The 16,551-nt window shown below is 73.8% G+C and carries 9 protein-coding genes; 6 read left to right on the top strand and 3 right to left on the bottom strand.

The window, feature by feature from the left end:
• Nucleotides 1–427: 427 nt before the first annotated feature.
• Nucleotides 428–2,101, bottom strand: a complete 1,674-nt coding sequence (locus ICW72_RS00235; RefSeq protein WP_191084387.1) for a formate--tetrahydrofolate ligase — start codon at nucleotides 2,099–2,101, stop codon at nucleotides 428–430.
• Nucleotides 2,102–2,351: 250 nt separating this feature from the next.
• Between ICW72_RS00235 and ICW72_RS00230 the strand changes: the two genes are divergently transcribed.
• Complete coding sequence (locus ICW72_RS00230) at nucleotides 2,352–2,981, top strand: peroxiredoxin (protein WP_191086058.1); 630 nt, start codon at nucleotides 2,352–2,354, stop codon at nucleotides 2,979–2,981.
• Between the two features lie 153 nt (nucleotides 2,982–3,134).
• Nucleotides 3,135–3,776 (top strand): OmpW/AlkL family protein, encoded by a 642-nt coding sequence (locus ICW72_RS00225; RefSeq protein ID WP_191084386.1) that lies wholly within the window; start codon nucleotides 3,135–3,137, stop codon nucleotides 3,774–3,776.
• A gap of 10 nt (nucleotides 3,777–3,786) precedes the next feature.
• Here the strand turns inward: ICW72_RS00225 and ICW72_RS00220 are convergent, their stop codons facing one another.
• Nucleotides 3,787–4,893 carry a 2-aminoethylphosphonate--pyruvate transaminase gene (locus tag ICW72_RS00220; RefSeq protein WP_191084385.1) on the bottom strand — a complete coding sequence of 369 codons (1,107 nt, stop codon included), beginning with the start codon at nucleotides 4,891–4,893 and terminating at the stop codon, nucleotides 3,787–3,789.
• Nucleotides 4,894–4,988: 95 nt separating this feature from the next.
• Between ICW72_RS00220 and ICW72_RS00215 the strand changes: the two genes are divergently transcribed.
• From ICW72_RS00215 to ICW72_RS00200, 4 genes are all read left to right on the top strand, one after another.
• Entirely contained in the window at nucleotides 4,989–6,371 is a 1,383-nt protein-coding gene (locus tag ICW72_RS00215; protein WP_191084384.1) for an MFS transporter, read from the top strand.
• Nucleotides 6,368–7,126, top strand: a complete 759-nt coding sequence (locus tag ICW72_RS00210) for a hypothetical protein (protein WP_191084383.1) — start codon at nucleotides 6,368–6,370, stop codon at nucleotides 7,124–7,126. Before ICW72_RS00215 ends, ICW72_RS00210 begins: the two co-directional genes overlap by 4 nt.
• A 43-nt stretch (nucleotides 7,127–7,169) precedes the next feature.
• Complete coding sequence (locus ICW72_RS00205; protein WP_191084382.1) at nucleotides 7,170–8,516, top strand: cytochrome P450; 1,347 nt, start codon at nucleotides 7,170–7,172, stop codon at nucleotides 8,514–8,516.
• 135 nt (nucleotides 8,517–8,651) lie between these two features.
• A complete protein-coding gene (locus ICW72_RS00200) occupies nucleotides 8,652–13,730 on the top strand; it encodes an alpha-2-macroglobulin family protein (RefSeq protein ID WP_191084381.1) in 5,079 nt (1,692 codons plus the stop codon).
• Here ICW72_RS00200 and ICW72_RS00195 read toward each other — a convergent pair.
• Nucleotides 13,720–16,551 (bottom strand): glycosyltransferase, encoded by a 2,832-nt coding sequence (locus ICW72_RS00195; protein ID WP_191084380.1) that lies wholly within the window; start codon nucleotides 16,549–16,551, stop codon nucleotides 13,720–13,722. The genes ICW72_RS00200 and ICW72_RS00195 overlap by 11 nt on opposite strands.

Genomic DNA, 16,551 nt, shown 5'->3' with positions numbered 1-16,551 from the left:
ATGGCGGGCGAGGATGGCGTGGCTTGAACCACATCCGGCGGCCGCGCGGCTTGCGGCGCCGGAGGTGGAACAGGTGCCGCCACCGGCGCCGGGGCCGGAATTGGGGCCGGATTTGGGGCCGGCGCCGGCGCCTCCTTCACCACCGGACGTGGGCGCGTCTCGAAGAGCACGGGTGGGAAGCTGAAATAGCGGAACGCCCTGAGGCCCACATCCGCCACGACATTGCCGATCTCACGCTCCACGCCCGCCTGTCGCCCCCTGCCAAGACCATGCCCATGCCCGTGCCGCGGGCCATGCCGCCCCGCCTCTCAACCCGCGCCCCAAGGATCAGCGCCACTACGTATGGCGCAACTCATGAACGCTGCCTCTCTCACGGCGACAATAACATGAAAAATGCGCGACGGGCACCGAGTCGCGTGGGTAACCTTCAGAACAGGCCCTCGATGCGGCCCTCCGCGTCCAGGCGGATGCTCTCGGCCGCCGGCACGCGCGGCAGGCCCGGCATGGTCATGACATCGCCGCAGATCGCCACCACGAAGCCCGCCCCGGCGGAGAGCCGCACGTCGCGCACCGGCAGCACATGGCCCTCGGGCGCACCCAGCGCGGTGGGGTCGGCGCTGAAGGAATATTGCGTCTTGGCGATGCAGACGGGCACCTGGCCGAAGCCCTGCGCCTCGAAGCGCGCCAGCTTCGCCCGCACCGCGTCCGGGATCGCCACCTCCCGCGCGCGGTAGATCTCGCGGGCGATGGTGCCGATCTTGTCGGCGAGCGGCATGTCGTCGGGATAGAGCGGGCTGAACCGCGCCTCGCCCGCCGCGATGCGGCGCATGACGGCCTCGGCGAGCTTCACCGCGCCGGGCGCACCATCGGCCCAATGCGTGCAGAGGATGGCTTCGACGCCGAGTGCCGCCATCGCCTCCTGCACCGCCTGGATTTCGGCGGCCGTGTCGCCGTTGAAGCGGTTCAGCGCCACCACGGGCGGCAGGCCGAACTTGCGCATGTTCTCCACATGGCGGGCGAGGTTCACCACGCCGCGCTTCACCGCCGGCACATCCTCATGCCCCAGCGCCGACTTCGCCACACCACCATGCATCTTGAGCGCGCGCACGGTCGCCACCACCACGCAGGCATCGGGCGCGAGGCCCGCGAGGCGGCACTTGATGTCGAGGAACTTCTCGGCGCCCAGGTCGGCGCCGAAGCCCGCCTCGGTCACCACCACATCCGCGAGGTGCAGGCCGAGCTTCGTCGCCACCACGCTGTTGCAGCCATGGGCGATGTTCGCGAAAGGCCCGCCATGCACCAGCGCGGGGCTGCCGGCCAGGGTCTGCACCAGGTTGGGCGCGAAGGCGTCGCGCAGCAGCACGGCCATGGCGCCATCGGCCTTGAGGTCGGCCGCCGTGACCGATTTCCCCTCGCGCGTCTGCGCCACGATGATGCGGCCCAGGCGCTGCTGGAGGTCGTCCAGATCATGCGCCAGGCAGAAGGCCGCCATCACCTCGGAGGCGACGACGATGTCGAACCCGTCCTCGCGCGGGAAGCCATTGGCCGTGCCGCCCAGCGAGCCCACCACCGAGCGCAGCGCGCGGTCATTCATGTCCAGCGCGCGCCGCCAGGTGATGCGCCGCGCATCAATGCCCAGCGCATTGCCCCAGTAGATGTGGTTGTCCAGCATCGCGGCCAGCAGGTTGTTGGCGGCGGTGATGGCGTGGAAATCCCCGGTGAAATGGAGGTTGATGTCCTCCATCGGCACCACCTGCGCATGGCCGCCGCCCGTGGCCCCGCCCTTCACGCCGAAGCAGGGGCCGAGGCTCGGCTCGCGCAGGCAGATCATGGCGCGGTGGCCGATATGGTTCAGCGCATCGCCCAGGCCGACCGTGGTGGTGGACTTGCCCTCGCCCGCGGGCGTCGGGTTGATGCCGGTGACCAGCACCAGCTTGCCCAGCGGCCGCTCCGCCCGCACGCGGCCCACGAAATCCAGGCCCACCTTGGCCTTGAACTTCCCATAAGGTTCCAGCGCCTCCTCCGGGATGCCGGCGGCGGCCGCGATGCGCGTGATGGGCGCGAGGGTGGCCGCGCGGGCGATCTCGAGGTCTATGGACATTCCGGAAGCTTCTCCCTGGGTTGGGGCGCTAATGGCGCCGCGCGGCGCGGGGGGCAAGACCCGCGCGCACCCGCCGCGCCGCGGGGGGCGGCAGAATTCACCATGAATTACCGTTGTTTATGGCCGAATTTTCCCGGAGCCCGCCCTTAAATTCGCGCCTCCCACCGCGTATATCCTCGGGCAGAATCTGCAACGCCGCGCGCACAAACCCCGCGGCAAGGGAGACCAGCCCATGAGCCTCCAATACGGAATGCCCCTCACCCTCGGCCAGGTCGCGCCCGATTTCGAGGCCGAGACCACCGAAGGCCCCATCCGCTTCAGCGACTGGGCGCGCGATTCCTGGGTGGTGATCTTCTCCCACCCCAAGGATTTCACGCCCGTCTGCACCACCGAACTCGGCGAGGCCGCGCGCCTCAAGCCCGAATTCGACAAGCGCGGCGTGAAGGTGATCGGCCTGTCCGTGGACCCGCTGGACCGCCACGCCGCCTGGGCCGAGGACATCGCGGACACCCAGGGCCATGCGCTGAACTTCCCCATGATCGCGGACCCCTCGCGCCATGTCTCGCAGCTCTATGGCATGATCCATCCGGAGGCGGACCCGTCGGTGACCGTCCGCACCGTCTATGTGCTGGACCCGTCGCGGAAGGTGCGCCTCACCCTCACCTACCCGCCCAGCACGGGCCGCAACTTCCATGAGGTGCTGCGCGTGATCGACAGCCTGCAGCTGACCGACCGCGCGAAGGTCGCCACCCCCGTGAACTGGCAGCCGGGGGCGGAGGCCATCATCCTCCCCTCCATCCCCGACGAGGACGCCAAGGCGCGCTTCCCCCAGGGCTGGAAGGCCGAGCGCCCCTATCTGCGCTGGGTGAAGGTGGACTGACGCCTCAACCGCAGGGTCGCGCGCCGCCTGGCCGTGACCTTGCGGCCACGGCGCCGCCACAAGGCGCAAAGCCGTTGATGTGCATCAAAGTCCAGCTCCCTTCCCGGGCGTAGTCCTCGGGCGCGGCGGGATGCCGCGATAGGGAGTTTGGACATGCGTGGTTTGGGATTGCTGGCCGGTGCGGCGCTGATCGCGAGCACGGGGCTGGCGGGGGCGCAGGAGGTGCGCGGCCTGCGCGCCGGCGACTTCATGGTGGGCTTCGGCGCCGTGGGCGTCCTGCCCACCAATGGCGGGAATGTGGGCGTCATCGGCGGCCGGCCGGAGGCGACCAACAGCGCGAGCCCGCTGCTCGACTTCACCTATTTCGTGACGCCGAACTTCTCGGCGAACCTGATCGCGGCCACCACGCGCCATGACATCCGCGTGCGGGATTCGGCGCTGGGGAATGTGAACCTCGGCCATGTCTGGGCGCTGCCGCCCACGCTGACGGTGCAATACCACCCGATGCCGAATTCGCGCTTCAGCCCCTATGTGGGCCTGGGCCTCAACGCCACCTGGTTCTACGGCCATGGCGGCAGCCGGGCGGGGGCGGTGAACCGGGTGCGGGTGCAGCCGAGCGTGGGCGTGGCCCCCAGCATTGGCTTCAACTACGAGATCACGCCCAACTGGGTGGCGAACCTCGACCTGAAGTGGATCATGATGCAGCCCGATGTCAGCGTGAACAGCGGCACCATCCGCGCGCGGGCGGACATCAACCCCTTCGTGCTGGGGGCGACGCTGCGCTACCGCTTCTGAAGCACGCGGATCAGGCCGCGGCGGGCAGCTTGCCCATCGCGGCCAGGGTCTCCGCGATGGCCGCCACCGCGCGGTCCATCTCGGCCAGGCCCACATCGCCGATGGCGCCGACGCGGAAGGTCGGCGCCTCGGTCGTGTAGTAGGCGCTGATGTTCACGCCGCGCGCCTTGAGCGCGCCCACGAAACCATGGAAATCCATGCCGTCCGGCTGGTGGAAGGTGACCACCACCGGCCCCTGCTCGGCCTGGTTCAGGTAAGGCCGCAGGCCCAGCGCGCAGAGCCCCTGGTAGAGCCGCGCCGCATTGGCCCGGTACCGCGTGAGCCGCGCCGCCGGCCCGCCTTCCGCATCCAGCCGGTCCAGCGCCACTTCCAAGGCCCGCAGCGTCTGCACCGGGCCGGTGAAGCGCAGGCTGCCCCAGCCGCTGCGCTTGGCCTGGGCCAGCACGTCCGAGAGGTCGAGGCTCCAGGACCCCGCCTGCCCTGCGCATGCCTCCGTGCGGTCCATCCGCGCCACGGCGAAGGCGAAGCCCGGCACGCTCTCCAGGCATTTGTTGGAGGTGAAGACCACCGCGTCCAGTTCCGGCTGGGCCGAGAGGTCCAGCGGCAGCGCCCCGAAGGCCGAGACCGCGTCCACGATCATCCGCCGCCCCGCCGCGCGCACCACGGCGCCGATGGCGGCCACGTCGTTCACGATGCCGCTGCCCGTCTCGCTCTGCACCATGGCGAGGTGCGTGGCCTCGGGGTGGGCTTCCAGCGCCGCCGCCACCGCCTCGGACGTCACGGCATGGGTGTCCTGGGCCGGCAATTCCACTACCGCGCGCCCCGCCTCGCGCGCCAGGCGGGCGATGCGCACCGCGTATTCCCCGTTCATCGGCACCAGGAGGGTGGCGCCCGGCGCCACATAGGTGCGCAGCGCGGCCTCCAGGATCATGTGGCCCGAACCCTGCAGCGGCAGGGTGGCATGCACGCCCTCGACCCCGCCCGCGAGGTCCCGCAGCCGCTCGCGCAGGCTGGTGTAGAAGGGGCGGAACTCGGCATCCCAGGGGGCGATGTCCTCATCCATGGCGGCGCGCACCGAGGGGTGCGTCTGGACGGGGCCGGGGGTCAGCAGGAGCATGTCGGGCATATCCTGCCCTTGCCTGGAATCGCGCCCGGCGAAAAGGGGTTTCGCCCTGCTTCCGGCGCGGTGCGGGCCACCCTACCCTGCGGGGCATGGCAGGAACACGCACCACCGCGATCATCGTCGCCTCGGCGCTGTTCATGCAGAACCTCGACAGCTCGGCCGTCGTCACCGCGCTCCCCGCCATGGCGCGGGATCTGAACGAGGACCCGGCGCGGTTGGGGGTGGCCATCACCTCCTACCTGGTGGCGCTGACGGTCTTCATCCCGGTCAGCGGCTATGTGGCGGACCGCTTCGGGGCGAAGCGCGTCTTCCTCATGGCCATCTTGCTGTTCGGCACGGCCTCGGCCGCCTGCGGCTTCGCCAATTCGCTGGGCGAGCTGGTGGCGGCGCGCATCTTCCAGGGCATGGCCGGCGCCATGATGGTGCCCGTGGGGCGGCTGTTGCTGCTCAGCGGCATCCGCAAGGACGAGATGCTGACCGCCATGGCCTGGCTGACCATGCCCGCCATGCTGGGGCCGATCACCGGGCCACCCCTGGGCGGCATCATGACGGACCTCTTCGGCTGGCGCAGCGTGTTCTGGCTGAACGTGCCGGTGGCGCTGCTGGGCTTCGCGCTGGTGGCCTGGAAGATCACCCCCCTGCCCGTCCAGAACCCGGGCCCGCCCGACATCAAGGGGCTGCTGCTGGTCGGCGGCGCGCTGGCCACCCTCATGGCGGGGTTCGAGACGGTGGGCCGCGGCGTCTTCCCCGCCGGCATGCCGGAGGCGCTGCTGGTCCTGGGCGGCGTGGTCGCGCTGCTGGCGCTGCGCCATTGCCGGCGGGCCAAGCGCCCGGCCATTGACCTGACGCTGCTGCGCTTCCCCTCCTTCCACTATGCGACCCTGGCCGGCAGCCTGTTCCGCGCCGGCGCGGGCGGCGTGCCCTTCCTGGTGCCGCTGCTGCTGCAGCTGGGCTTCGGCTGGAGCGCCACCCAGGCGGGGCTGGTGGCCTTCGCCACGGCCTTGGGCGCCTTCGCCATGAAGCCCCTGGCCAGGCCCGTGCTGCGGCGCTGGGGCTTCCGCAACGTGCTGGTGGCCAACGGCCTGCTGGCGGCGGCCGGCGTGGCCATCGGCGCCGCCTTCTCGCCCGCCTGGCCGGTGGCCGCACTCTTCGCGGCCCTGGCACTCGGCGGGCTGTTCCGATCGCTGCAATTCACCTCGCTGAACACGCTGGCCTTCGCGGACATCCCGCGCGAGCGGCTGAGCGCGGGCACCAGCTTCTACGGCACGGCCCAGCAATTGCCGCCGGCCATCGGCGTGGTCATCGCCTCCACCGCGCTGGAGGTCAGCCAGCATCTGGCCGGCCGCGACGCGCTGGCGGTGGCGGACTTCACCACGGCCTTCCTGGTGGCGGGGCTGGTGGTGGCCAGCGCCGCCCCCCTCGCGCTGCGCCTGCCGCGCGACGTGGGGGCGGAGGTCAGCGGCAAGCGATGATCCGGCGCATCGCCTTGAGCCCGGGGCGGCGGCTGATGGGCGATCTCTCCGCCGCCTCGCGCGCCGTGCCGCGCTTTCTCTTCCGCGGGCAGCTCGTCATTCCGCGCGCGCGGGCGGCCCGCGCTTCGCTGCCCGCCCCCCGCCCGCCCTGGACCGCCCTCTTCGCCAAGGCCTTCGCCATCGCCGCGCAGCAGCACCCGCCGCTGCGCCGGGTGCATGCCAGCCTGCCCTGGCCACACCTGATCGAGGCGCCGCACGCCCAGGGCTGCGTGATGGTCGAGGCGCGCGATGGGGAGGAGACCCTGCTCGCCCCCGCCCGGCTGTTCCGCGCCCATGACACGCCCCTGCCGGACCTGGCCGCGCGTCTGGCGGCGGTGAAGGCCAGCCCGCGCGCGGCAAGCGCGGCCCTGCGCTGGATGCTGGCCGCCGGGCGCCTGCCCTGGCCGCTGCGGCGGGCGGGCTATGCGCTCTCCATGGGACTCGGCTGGCCCGTGCTGCGCCTGGGGGGCAACTACGCCATCTCGGCGCTGGGCGAGCATGGCGGGGAATTGCTGGACAGCGTCAGCATCGTGCCGGTCTTCCTCAGCTTCGGCCCCATCGCGCCCGATGGCGCGGTCGCCCTGCATTTCGCCATGGACCACCGGGTGCTGGACGGGTCGGACGCCATCCGCGCCATGGCCGCCATGCAGGCGGCGCTGGAAGGACCCATCGCCGAGGAGCTGGCCGCCCTGGACGCGCCCCCGCCACGGGATTAGCCACTCCCCGCGCCGCCCTTCTGGCGCCCTGGAGTTCCGCCTGATGTCCGCCCCGGACCTGATCCCGCCGCGCCCCGCCTTGCCCGCCCGCTTCCCCGGCCCCTGGGCGATGATCCGCACCTCGGCGCAGGATTTGCTGCGCTTCTTCCCCGAGACGGGGTTCCGCCACCGCCTGATCCCCATCCGCACCCTGCGCCAGCGCACCCTGGTGGTGAACGAGCCGGACCTGGTGCGGCACGTCTTCATCCTGCACGCGGCCGATTACGAGGCGAAGAGCCGGCATTTCCGTTCCGCCGTCTCGCCCGTGCTGGGCGACAGCATGTTCGGCAATCACGGCCCCCTCTGGGCCGAGCGGCGCGCGGTGGTGATGAAGCTGCTGCACCCGGCGCGGACGGCGGGCTTCTTTCCGCTGTTCGTGCAGGGGGCGGAGGAGGTGGCTTCGCGCTGGCGGGGCCAGGTGGATGTCTCGGCGGAGCTGGCGGGCACGACGGCGCTCGCCGTCATGCGCGCGCTGTTCCCGCGCACCGGCACGGAAGCGGCGGCGCGGCGCATCGCCTCCAGCTTCGCCGAATATGAGCAATCCGTGCTGGCGGTGGATTTCGCCCATCTGCTCGGCCTGCCCGACCGGCTTTCGGGCTTCCAGCTGCGCGGGGCGCTGCGCCATGCGCGTGACATCCGCGCGACCATCGCAGGCTGCATCGCCGCCGCCGACCCGGAGGAGGGCGGGCTCTTCGCCGAGATGCGCGCCGCGCTGAACGCCCAGGGCCTGCCGCTGCTCGACGCCGAGGCGCTGGTGAACGAGCTGGGCATGATGCTGCTGGCGGGCAGCGAGACCTCGGCCAATGCGCTGACCTGGTCGCTCTACCTCATCGCCCGCCACCCCCCCACGCTGGAGCGCCTGCGCGCCGAACATGCGGAAGTGCTGGGCGGCCGCGCGCCGGACTATGCCGACCTGCCCCGCCTGCCCTTCACCAAGGCCGTGACCCAGGAGGCGATGCGCCTCTACCCCCCCGTGCCCTATCTCTCGCGCGAGGCGGCGAAGGCCGACCGCATCGGCCAGGTGACGGTGCGCGCGGGGGATACGGTCATGGCCCTGCCCTGGCTGCTGCACCGGCATGAGCAGCTCTGGGACGCGCCGCACGCCTTCCGCCCCCAGCGCTTCCTGCCGGATGCGCCGCGCAAGCCGCCGCGCTTCGGCTACATTCCCTTCTCGCTGGGGCCGCGCATCTGCGCGGGCGCGGCCTTCGCCCAGGCCGAGATGACGGCCTTCCTGGCCGTGCTGCTCCAGCGCCTCGACTTCGCGGTGCCGGAGAGCACGCGCCCCATGCCGCGCGCCCGGCTCAGCGTGCGGCCGCGGGGCGGGATGACATTGTCCGTCACCCCGCGCTGAGGCCCTCGCGCCGCGCCGCTTTCATGCCATGCTGGGGGGAACCGGGGGACGCCTCCCCGGGGGCGCCTGGTCGGTTTCGGTGACCTCACCGATGCCGTGAATCAGCCGCCCGGCAATGGTCGAGGAAGCCTGCCCATGTTCCGGCGCCTGTTCCTGCTGTTCCTGCTGGCCTTCACCCTGCCCGCCGCGCCGCTGGCCGCGCAGGGCTTCGAGATTCCCGGCCTCTGGCAGGATTCGCAGCGCTACCGCAATGAGCTGGAACGGCGCCACCCCGCCGGCGGCACCGCCGCGCAGCGCCAGGCCGCCGAAAGCCGCGCCGCCACCGCCGAGCGCCAGAACAACTGGGCCGCCGCCGCCGAGGCCTGGGAGGCGCGCGTGGCCCTCGGCCAGGCCACGCCCGAGCAATGGCTGGCGCTGGCCCGCGCGCAACTCCGCCGCACCCCGCCCGATGGCGTCCGCGCGCTGCGCGCCGCCTGGCAGAATTTCATCGAGGTGCCGGGCGGCGCGCCCGAAATCCCCTCGCTGCTGGTGATGGCGGAGGCGCTGGCCGCGCAGAACCGCCCCCTGCCGCGGTTGGCGGCACTTGAGGCCGTGCTGCAGCGCGACCCCTCCAACCCCCGCCACCAGCAGGCGCTCGCCGCCGCGCGGCGCGAGGTGGGCGTGCTGGTCCGCCGCCTCAACACCGAGCCTGACGCCGAGCCCGCCCGCGCCTGCCTGGGCTTCACCACGCCGCCCGCCCGCCGCGATGACTGGCGCCCCGAGGATTGGCTGCGCGCCGAACCCGCCATTCCCGGCCTCGGCTTCACGCGCGAGCGCGACTCGATCTGCATCCTGGGCCTGCCGCTCGGCCGCAGCACGCGCGTGATCCTGCGCGCGGGCATGCCCGGCGAGGACGGGCTGCGGGTGAACCAGGACCAGGTGCTGAACATCGCCATGCCCGACCGGGCGCCGCGCCTCGCCTTCGACCCCGGCCACTACCTCATGCCGCGCGACCGTGCCGAGGCGCGGGTGCCCATGGCGCTGATGAACATCTCGGCCATCGAGATGCGCGTGATCCGCCTGACGGAGCGCAGCCTGGTTCCCTTTTCGCGCGAGACGCGGCTGGGCGAGGCCATCAGCGGCTGGACCGCGGGCTACCTCCATGAGGAATGGGGCCAGGTGGTGTGGGAGGGCGCGATAGACCTGCCGCGCGGCGAGGCCAACCGCTTCCAGCGCCTCGCCGTGCCCCTGCCGGAGGCGGTGCGGACGGCCGGCCCCGGCCTCTACATCATGGTGGCGCGCCCGGCCGATGGCGCGCGGGATTCGCGCGGGCTGACGGCGGCGCAGCCGCTGATCGTGACGGACCTTGGCCTGACGGCCTGGCGCGGCGCGGGCGGGCTGGCGGCGCAGGTGCGGGGCCTCGCCTCCGCCGCCCCGCGCGAGGGCGTGCGGGTGGCGCTGATGGCCCGCAACAACGACATCCTGGCCGAGGCCACCACCGGCCCCGACGGGCTGGCGCGCTTCAACGCCCCGCTGCTGCGCGGGGAGGGGCCGATGGCGGCCGTGGCGCTGCACGCCATGACGGACGACGATCTCGTCACGCTGAACCTGGAGGCGGCCTCCTTCGACCTGTCCGACCGGGGCGTGGCGGGGCGCGCGCATCCCGGGCCGCTGGATGCCTTCCTGTGGCTGGATCGCGGCATCTACCGGCCGGGCGAGACGGTGCAGGCCATGGCGCTGCTGCGCAATGTGGGCGGGGCGCCGGTGGACGCGCCGCTGCGCCTGCGCCTGCGCCGCCCCAATGGGCAGATCCTGGCCGAGCAGGTGGTGCGCGATGGCGGCCATTGGCCCGTTGCCCTGCCCCTGGGCGCCCAGGCCGGCGCCTGGACGCTGGAGGCCGTGACGGACCCCAACGCGCCGCCCGTCGGCCAGCTCACCTTCCGGGTGGAGGCCTTCGTGGCCGAGCGCCTGGCCGTCGAGGCCGGCCCCGCCCCCGGCCCGCTGCGGCCGGGCCAGCCGCTCGACCTCCCCGTCACCGCGCGCTTCCTCTATGGCGCGCCGGGCAGCGGGCTGTCGGGCAGCGCGGAGCTGCGCCTGACCACCCAGCGCAGCCCCTTCGAGCGCTGGCGCGATTTCCGCTTCGGGCTGGAGGACGAGACCTTCGCCCCCGACCTGATCCAGGCCGAGCTGCCCGAGACCGACGCCGATGGCCGCGCCACGCTGCGGCTCGAACTCCCCTCCGCCCCCGACACCACCCGCCCGCTGCGCGGCGAGGTGACGGTGCTGGTGGAGGAACCGGGCGGCCGCGCCTCCCGCGCCACGCTGGACCTCGCCGTGGCCGCGCAGCCGCGCTTCCTGGGCCTCGCCGCGCCCTTCGCCGTGGATGCGGGGGCTGAGGCCGCCGTGCAGGTCATCATGACCGATGCCGAGGGGAACCCCCTCGCCGGCGAGGTGAACCTCCGCCTCGTGCGCGAACGCCCCGACTGGCGCATCGTCGTCCGCGGCGGCACGCCCCGCTACGAGACGGTCTGGACCGATGAGCCGGTGGACAGCACCCCCATCCGCCTCACCGGCACCGAGCCCGGCCGCTTCACCCGCACCCTCCCCTTCGGCCGCTACCGGCTGGAGGCGCAGGAGGCGGGCGGCATGGCGCTGGCCTCCATCCGCTTCCGCTCCGGCTGGGTGGCGAGCGAGAGCGCCGAGGTGCCCGACCGCGTGGACGTGGCCACCGACCGCGCCAGCTACGCGCCCGGCGAGACGGTGACGCTGCGGATCACGCCGCCCTTCGCCGGCCGCGCCGCGGTGGCGGTGCTGACCGACCGCCTGGTCTCGATCCGCGAGATGGAGGTGCCCGAGGCGGGCGCCGAAATCACCCTCCCCGCCGAGGCGGCCTGGGGGGCGGGCGCCTATGTGGCCGTGACGGTCTTCCGCCCCGAATCCGGGCCGCAGCAACCAGGCCGCGCGCTCGGCCTCGCCTGGGTGCAGATGGCGCGCGACAGCCGGGCGCTGGCGGTGACGCTGGACGCGCCCGACCGCGTGCGGCCCAACACGCGCTTGGATCTCCCCGTCACCGTGGCGGGCGCCTCCGGCCCCGTGCGGCTGACGCTGGCCGCGGTGGATGAGGGCATATTGCGCCTGACCCGCTTCGCCAGCCCCGACCCGCTGACGCACTACATGGGCCGCCGCACCTTGGGCGTGGACATCCGCGACGATTACGGCCGGCTGATCGCCCCGCCCGATGGCACGCCCGCCACGCTGCGCCAGGGCGGCGATGACATGGACGGCTTGGCCGCGCTCACGCCGCCCCAGCGCAACGTCGCGCTGTTCAGCGGCGTGGTGGAGACGGACGCGCAGGGCCGCGCCGTGATCCCCCTCGACCTGCCCGATTTCGCGGGCGAGCTGCGCCTGATGGCCGTGGCCTGGGCCGAGGCGCGGGTGGGCGCGGCCTCCCGCCCGCTCACCGTGCGCGACCCGCTGCTGGCCGAACCCCTGCTGCCCCGCTTCCTCGCCCCCGGCGATGAGGCGGATGCGGCGCTGCTGCTGCACAACCTCGAACTGCCGGCGGGCGAGGTGGTGGTGAACCTCACCGCCGAGGGCGCGCTGGCGCTGCGCGGCGAGGCGCGCATCACGGCGCAGCTGGATGCGGGCGCCCGCGCCCAGCCGGCCCTGCCGCTGAGTGCCACCGCACCTGGCGAGGGCGTGCTGCGCCTCTCCGTCACCGGCCCCAGCGGCTTCACCGCGACGCGCGAGGCGCGGATCACGGTGCGGTCTTCCCGCCCCATCGCGACCGCCTTCTCGACCATGGAGGTGGCGCCGGGCGCCGAGGCGCGCCTCGCGCCCGATGCGCGGGCCTTCCTGCCGGGCTGGCGGGCCGTGGCCCGCCTCGGCTCGCCCGTGCGCTATGACGCGGCGGGGATGCTGGCCGCCTTGCAGGCCTTCCCGCTGGCCTGCCTGGAGCAGGTGTCGTCCCAGGCCATCGGCATGGCGGCCGCCTTGAACGAGGGCAGCCCATCGCGCGACCTCGCGGCCCTGCAACGCGCGGTGGACGGCATCCTGGCCCGGCAGCGCTTCGATGGCAGCTTCGGCCTGTGGTCCGCCCAGGGCGAGCCGCAATACTGGACCTCCGCCTATGCCGTGGAGGCGCTGCTGCGCGCCCGCGCCGCCGGCGCCAACGTGCCCGAGGCGCCCTTGCAGGCGGCGCTGACGGACCTCGAGGAACGCCTGGACCAGAGCCCCTCCGAACCCGCGCATTTCGCGGCCCAGGCGGCGCGGCTGAACGCGCTCTCCCTCGCCGGGCGGCACCGGCTGGGGGCGGCGCGGCGGCTGCTGGAGGTCTCCTCGCGCCTGCCCACGCCGCTGTCACGCGCGCAGCTCGCCGCCAGCTTCGCCCGCGCGGGCGATGCGGAGCGCGCGAACGCCGCCTTCGCCGAGGCGCTGGCCATGACGGCGCGCACCGACTGGCTCTACGACTACGGCAGCGCCGCGCGCGACGCGCTGGCCCTGGTGGTGCTGGCGCGCGAGGCCGGGCTGCCCGCCGCCCAGATCAGCGCCGCCGCGGCCCGCCTGCCCGGCCCGGAACTGACCCCCGCCCGCGCCTCCACCCAGGAACAGGCCTGGGCCGTGCTGGCGGCCGTGACCCTCGGCCAGGATGCGCGGCCCCTCCGCGCCGCCTGGAACGGCACCGCCACCCAGGCGCGCGTTCTGGACGTGACCGGGGGCGGCGTTCTCCGCAACGCGGGCGAGGCGCCCCTGCCCGTGCAGATCGCCATCTCCGGCACCCCCGCCCAGGCGGCCCCCGCCGGGCGCCAGCAGATGACCATCCGCCGCCGCTTCCTGGCGCTGGATGGCCAGGCGCTGAACCTCGACACCATGCGCCCTGGCGTGGAGTTCCTGCTGGTGCTGGATGCCCGCGCCGAGAGCGGGCAGGAGCACATGGCCATGCTCACCCAGGGCCTGCCCGCGGGGTGGGAGATCGTCACGCGCCTGCCCGCCGGCCCCGTGCCCGGCCAGCCGGACCTCGGCCAGCTCTCGGAGGTGGACGCCATGCCCGCCCTGGATGACCGCCTGGCCGCCGCCTTCACCTTCAACCGCGAGGCGCGGGAGGTCCGCATCGCCGCCCGCATGCGCGTGGTGACGCCGGGCCGCTTCGAGCTGCCGGGGGCGGAGGTGGTGGACATGTACCGCCCCAGCTTCTTCGCGCGGCAGAACGCCGCGCGCATCACGGTCAATCCGTGAGCTGATCCAGCACCGCCGCGCGCTGGGCCTCGCCCGCGCCGGCAGGGGGTGGCGCCAGCAGAGGGCAGCCGGCGATGATGGCCGCCTCGCGCCCCGCGGGTGCCGCGGTCAGCAGCGCATCCGCCAGGGTCAGCACGGCCGGCCCCTCGGGCGGTGGCAGGCCGGGCAGGGAGAGCTTCTCCCAGGCCCAGCCATGGGCGGTCACGAAGCCGCCCGCGGCAAGGCGGCAGGGCTCCGGACGGAAACGCCCCGCGCCCTCGCGCAGCAGCGCGAGCAAGCCCGGCTCGAAATCCGGCGTGGCGATGTCCAACCACAGCCGGGGCCGGCGCGCACCGGGCCAGGCGCGGGCCATGGCGACGCCGCCCGCCGCCGCGTCCTCGGCCGAGAGCGGCAGCTCCGCCGCCCAGCGGGCCACGTCATGGCCGCCCGCGCCGGGCCCGAAGAGATAGGCCTCCTCGATCTGCTGCCGGTGCCGCCTTCCCACATCCTCGGGCGCCAGGGCGGCCTGCGCCCAGGCGCGGCCCGCCTGCCCCAGCGCCTTCCGCGCCTCGCCCGAGGCCAGGAGCCGGCCGATGGCCTCCGCCAGCTCCGTCTCGGTGAAGCTGTTGGGAATGATCCGGCAGGCCCCCTCCGGCAGTTCCGCCATGGCGCCATGGGCGTTGACCACCACGGGCAGCCCCGCCATCAGCGCGTCCTTCACCGCGCCCGAGGTCTCGCCGGTGCTGTCGGCGCGCAGCTGCACGGCGAGGTCGGCGGCCGCGAGCCAGTGGCGATATTCGGGCAGCGGCAGGCGCCCCGTGACCCTGACGCGCGAGGCGAGGTTGAGCCGCCGCGCCAGGTCGCTGATGCGCCGGTCCAGCGCATCCTGGGCCCCGCCCACGAAAACGAGCCGCGCCTCGGGAAACTGCGCGGCGATGCGGGCGAAGGCCTTCACCAGCTCGATCGGCTCCTTGCGGATGGTGACAAGGCCGAAGGCCGCGACGACCAAGGCCCCCCGCCCCAGCCCCGCCGCGCGCCGCGCGCGCCCCCTGGCCGGCAGGCCGGACCCCGCGCGCAGATGCGGCAGCACCCGCACATGCTGGGTGGCCTCCATCCCGTACTCGTCCTGCAGGCGCCGCCGCGCATGGGCGGAATGGACCAGCACGCCGAGCGCCTGGGACAGCACGCCCGCGCTGCCGGCGCCGGGCTTGCCGGCCAGGGCCGCGGGGTAGCCTTCCTCCTCCACCCGCCGCGCCAGCGCCGCCTCGCGCTCGGCGCGGTCGGTCATCATCCAGTTGCGCAGGTCGGTCAGCACGGGGTCGTGCAGCGTCACCATGCCGGGGTGGCGCGGCAGCAGGCGGCGCAGGGTCGAGGCGTGCAGCGCGTTGTTGCCCACCTGGTAGAGGATGCGGTCGAAGCGCGCGCCCTCGGCCAGGAACTCGGTTTCCGGCATCCAGGGAAAGCGGCCGCGCAGCGCGCCCTCGGGCGGGGTGTCGGAGACGAGCGTCACGGCATAATGCGGCGCCAGCGCGGGGGCGAGTTCGGCCGTGTAGTCCGCGATGCCGGTGGGCGCGGGCGGCAGGGGCGCCACGAGAGCGAGGCGCGGACGCGGCAGCGGGCGCCAGTAGCCACGCCCCGCGCCCATGGCGTCCAGCGCCGGCCAGGCGCGGGCGGCGGCGGCGTCCCAGCTGAATTCGCGCGCGCGGCGCAGCCCATAGGCGCGCATCTCGGCCAGGCGATCGGGATCGCGGAGCAGCGCCTCGATCATGCGGGCGAGCGCGGGCGCGTCGTTCGGGTCGAACAGCGCATCGGCGCGGCCCATCACCTCGGGCATGGCCGAGAGGTTGCTGGAAATCACGGGCGCGCCGCAGGCCATGGCCTCCATCAGCGGCAGGCCCAGGCCCTCGGCCAGGGAGGGAAAGACCAGCAGCGCGCATTGGGCGTAGAGGCCGGGCAGATCCGCCTCGGCCACGAAGGGCAGCGTGATGACCTCGCGGGGCGTCAGGCCGCGCGCCTCGGCCATGGCGCGCAGATGCGGCGGGTTCACATGGCCGATGGCGAGCGGGTGGCGGGCGCGCAGCGCGGGCGGCAGCAGGGCCAGCGCGTCCAGCAGAACGCCCTCGTTCTTGCGCGGGTCACCGGCGCCGAGGAAGAGCAGGTAGTCCGGCGGCAGGCCATAGCGCGCGGGCAGGCCGGGGTCCGGCACCTCGGGCGGCACGAAATGCGGCTCGACGCCGCCGCCCAGCACGGCCAGGCGCTCATGCGGCTTGCGCAGGTGCCGCAGCGCCTCCTCCCGCGTGGCCTCGGAGAGGCAGAGCAGCGTCTCCGCCTGCGCCACCTCGTCCAGCGCGCGGTGATACCAGGGCAGCAGCCCCGCCTCGCGCCACAGCCCGTCGAGATACATCGGCCTGAGCGAGAGCGGGATCAGGTCATAGAGCACCGCCGCCGTGCGCGGCCGTTGCAGGCTGGCGGGCCAGGTGGTGACGGCTTCGTCGCGCCAGCCCTCGAAGACCGAGCCCACCAGCAGCAGGTCGGGCGTCGCGTCATGCACCGCCTCGGCGCGCAGCAGTTCCGCGAGGCGCCGGCGGGGGGATTGCGGGTCGCCGCCCGCCGCGCAGCCCTCGGGCGGCGTGAAGAGGTGCAGCGCCTCGCGCCCCAGGATGGGCGTGAACTCCTCCACCAGCCTGGCGGCGGATTCGCGCAGCCGCGCATTGACCAGCAGGTGCAGTTCGCGCCCGCCGCGCGCGCGGGCCATGCCATGGGCGAGCCCTCGCAGATAGCGCCCCACGCCCGAGGAGCGCGACGCCCCCTGCGCGCCCTGCATGTCGAGCAGCACGCGCAT

Origin of the sequence: Roseococcus microcysteis (assembly GCF_014764365.1) — a bacterium.
GTDB classification, from domain to species: domain Bacteria; phylum Pseudomonadota; class Alphaproteobacteria; order Acetobacterales; family Acetobacteraceae; genus Roseococcus; species Roseococcus microcysteis.
The sequence above is the reverse complement of the archived record's forward strand: the minus strand, read 5'-3'. Positions and strand labels throughout refer to the sequence as shown.

Bases quoted from the DNA above. Each gene is read 5' to 3' on its own strand.
- ICW72_RS00235 (WP_191084387.1), bottom strand. From the start codon at position 2,101: ATGTCCATAGACCTCGAGATCGCCCGCGCGGCCACCCTCGCGCCCATC.
- ICW72_RS00195 (WP_191084380.1), bottom strand. From the start codon at position 16,551: ATGCGCGTGCTGCTCGACATGCAGGGCGCGCAGGGGGCGTCGCGCTCC.
- ICW72_RS00205 (WP_191084382.1), top strand. From the start codon at position 7,170: ATGTCCGCCCCGGACCTGATCCCGCCGCGCCCCGCCTTGCCCGCCCGC.
- ICW72_RS00225 (WP_191084386.1), top strand. From the start codon at position 3,135: ATGCGTGGTTTGGGATTGCTGGCCGGTGCGGCGCTGATCGCGAGCACG.
- ICW72_RS00215 (WP_191084384.1), top strand. From the start codon at position 4,989: ATGGCAGGAACACGCACCACCGCGATCATCGTCGCCTCGGCGCTGTTC.
- ICW72_RS00200 (WP_191084381.1), top strand. From the start codon at position 8,652: ATGTTCCGGCGCCTGTTCCTGCTGTTCCTGCTGGCCTTCACCCTGCCC.
- ICW72_RS00210 (WP_191084383.1), top strand. From the start codon at position 6,368: ATGATCCGGCGCATCGCCTTGAGCCCGGGGCGGCGGCTGATGGGCGAT.
- ICW72_RS00230 (WP_191086058.1), top strand. From the start codon at position 2,352: ATGCCCCTCACCCTCGGCCAGGTCGCGCCCGATTTCGAGGCCGAGACC.
- ICW72_RS00220 (WP_191084385.1), bottom strand. From the start codon at position 4,893: ATGCTCCTGCTGACCCCCGGCCCCGTCCAGACGCACCCCTCGGTGCGC.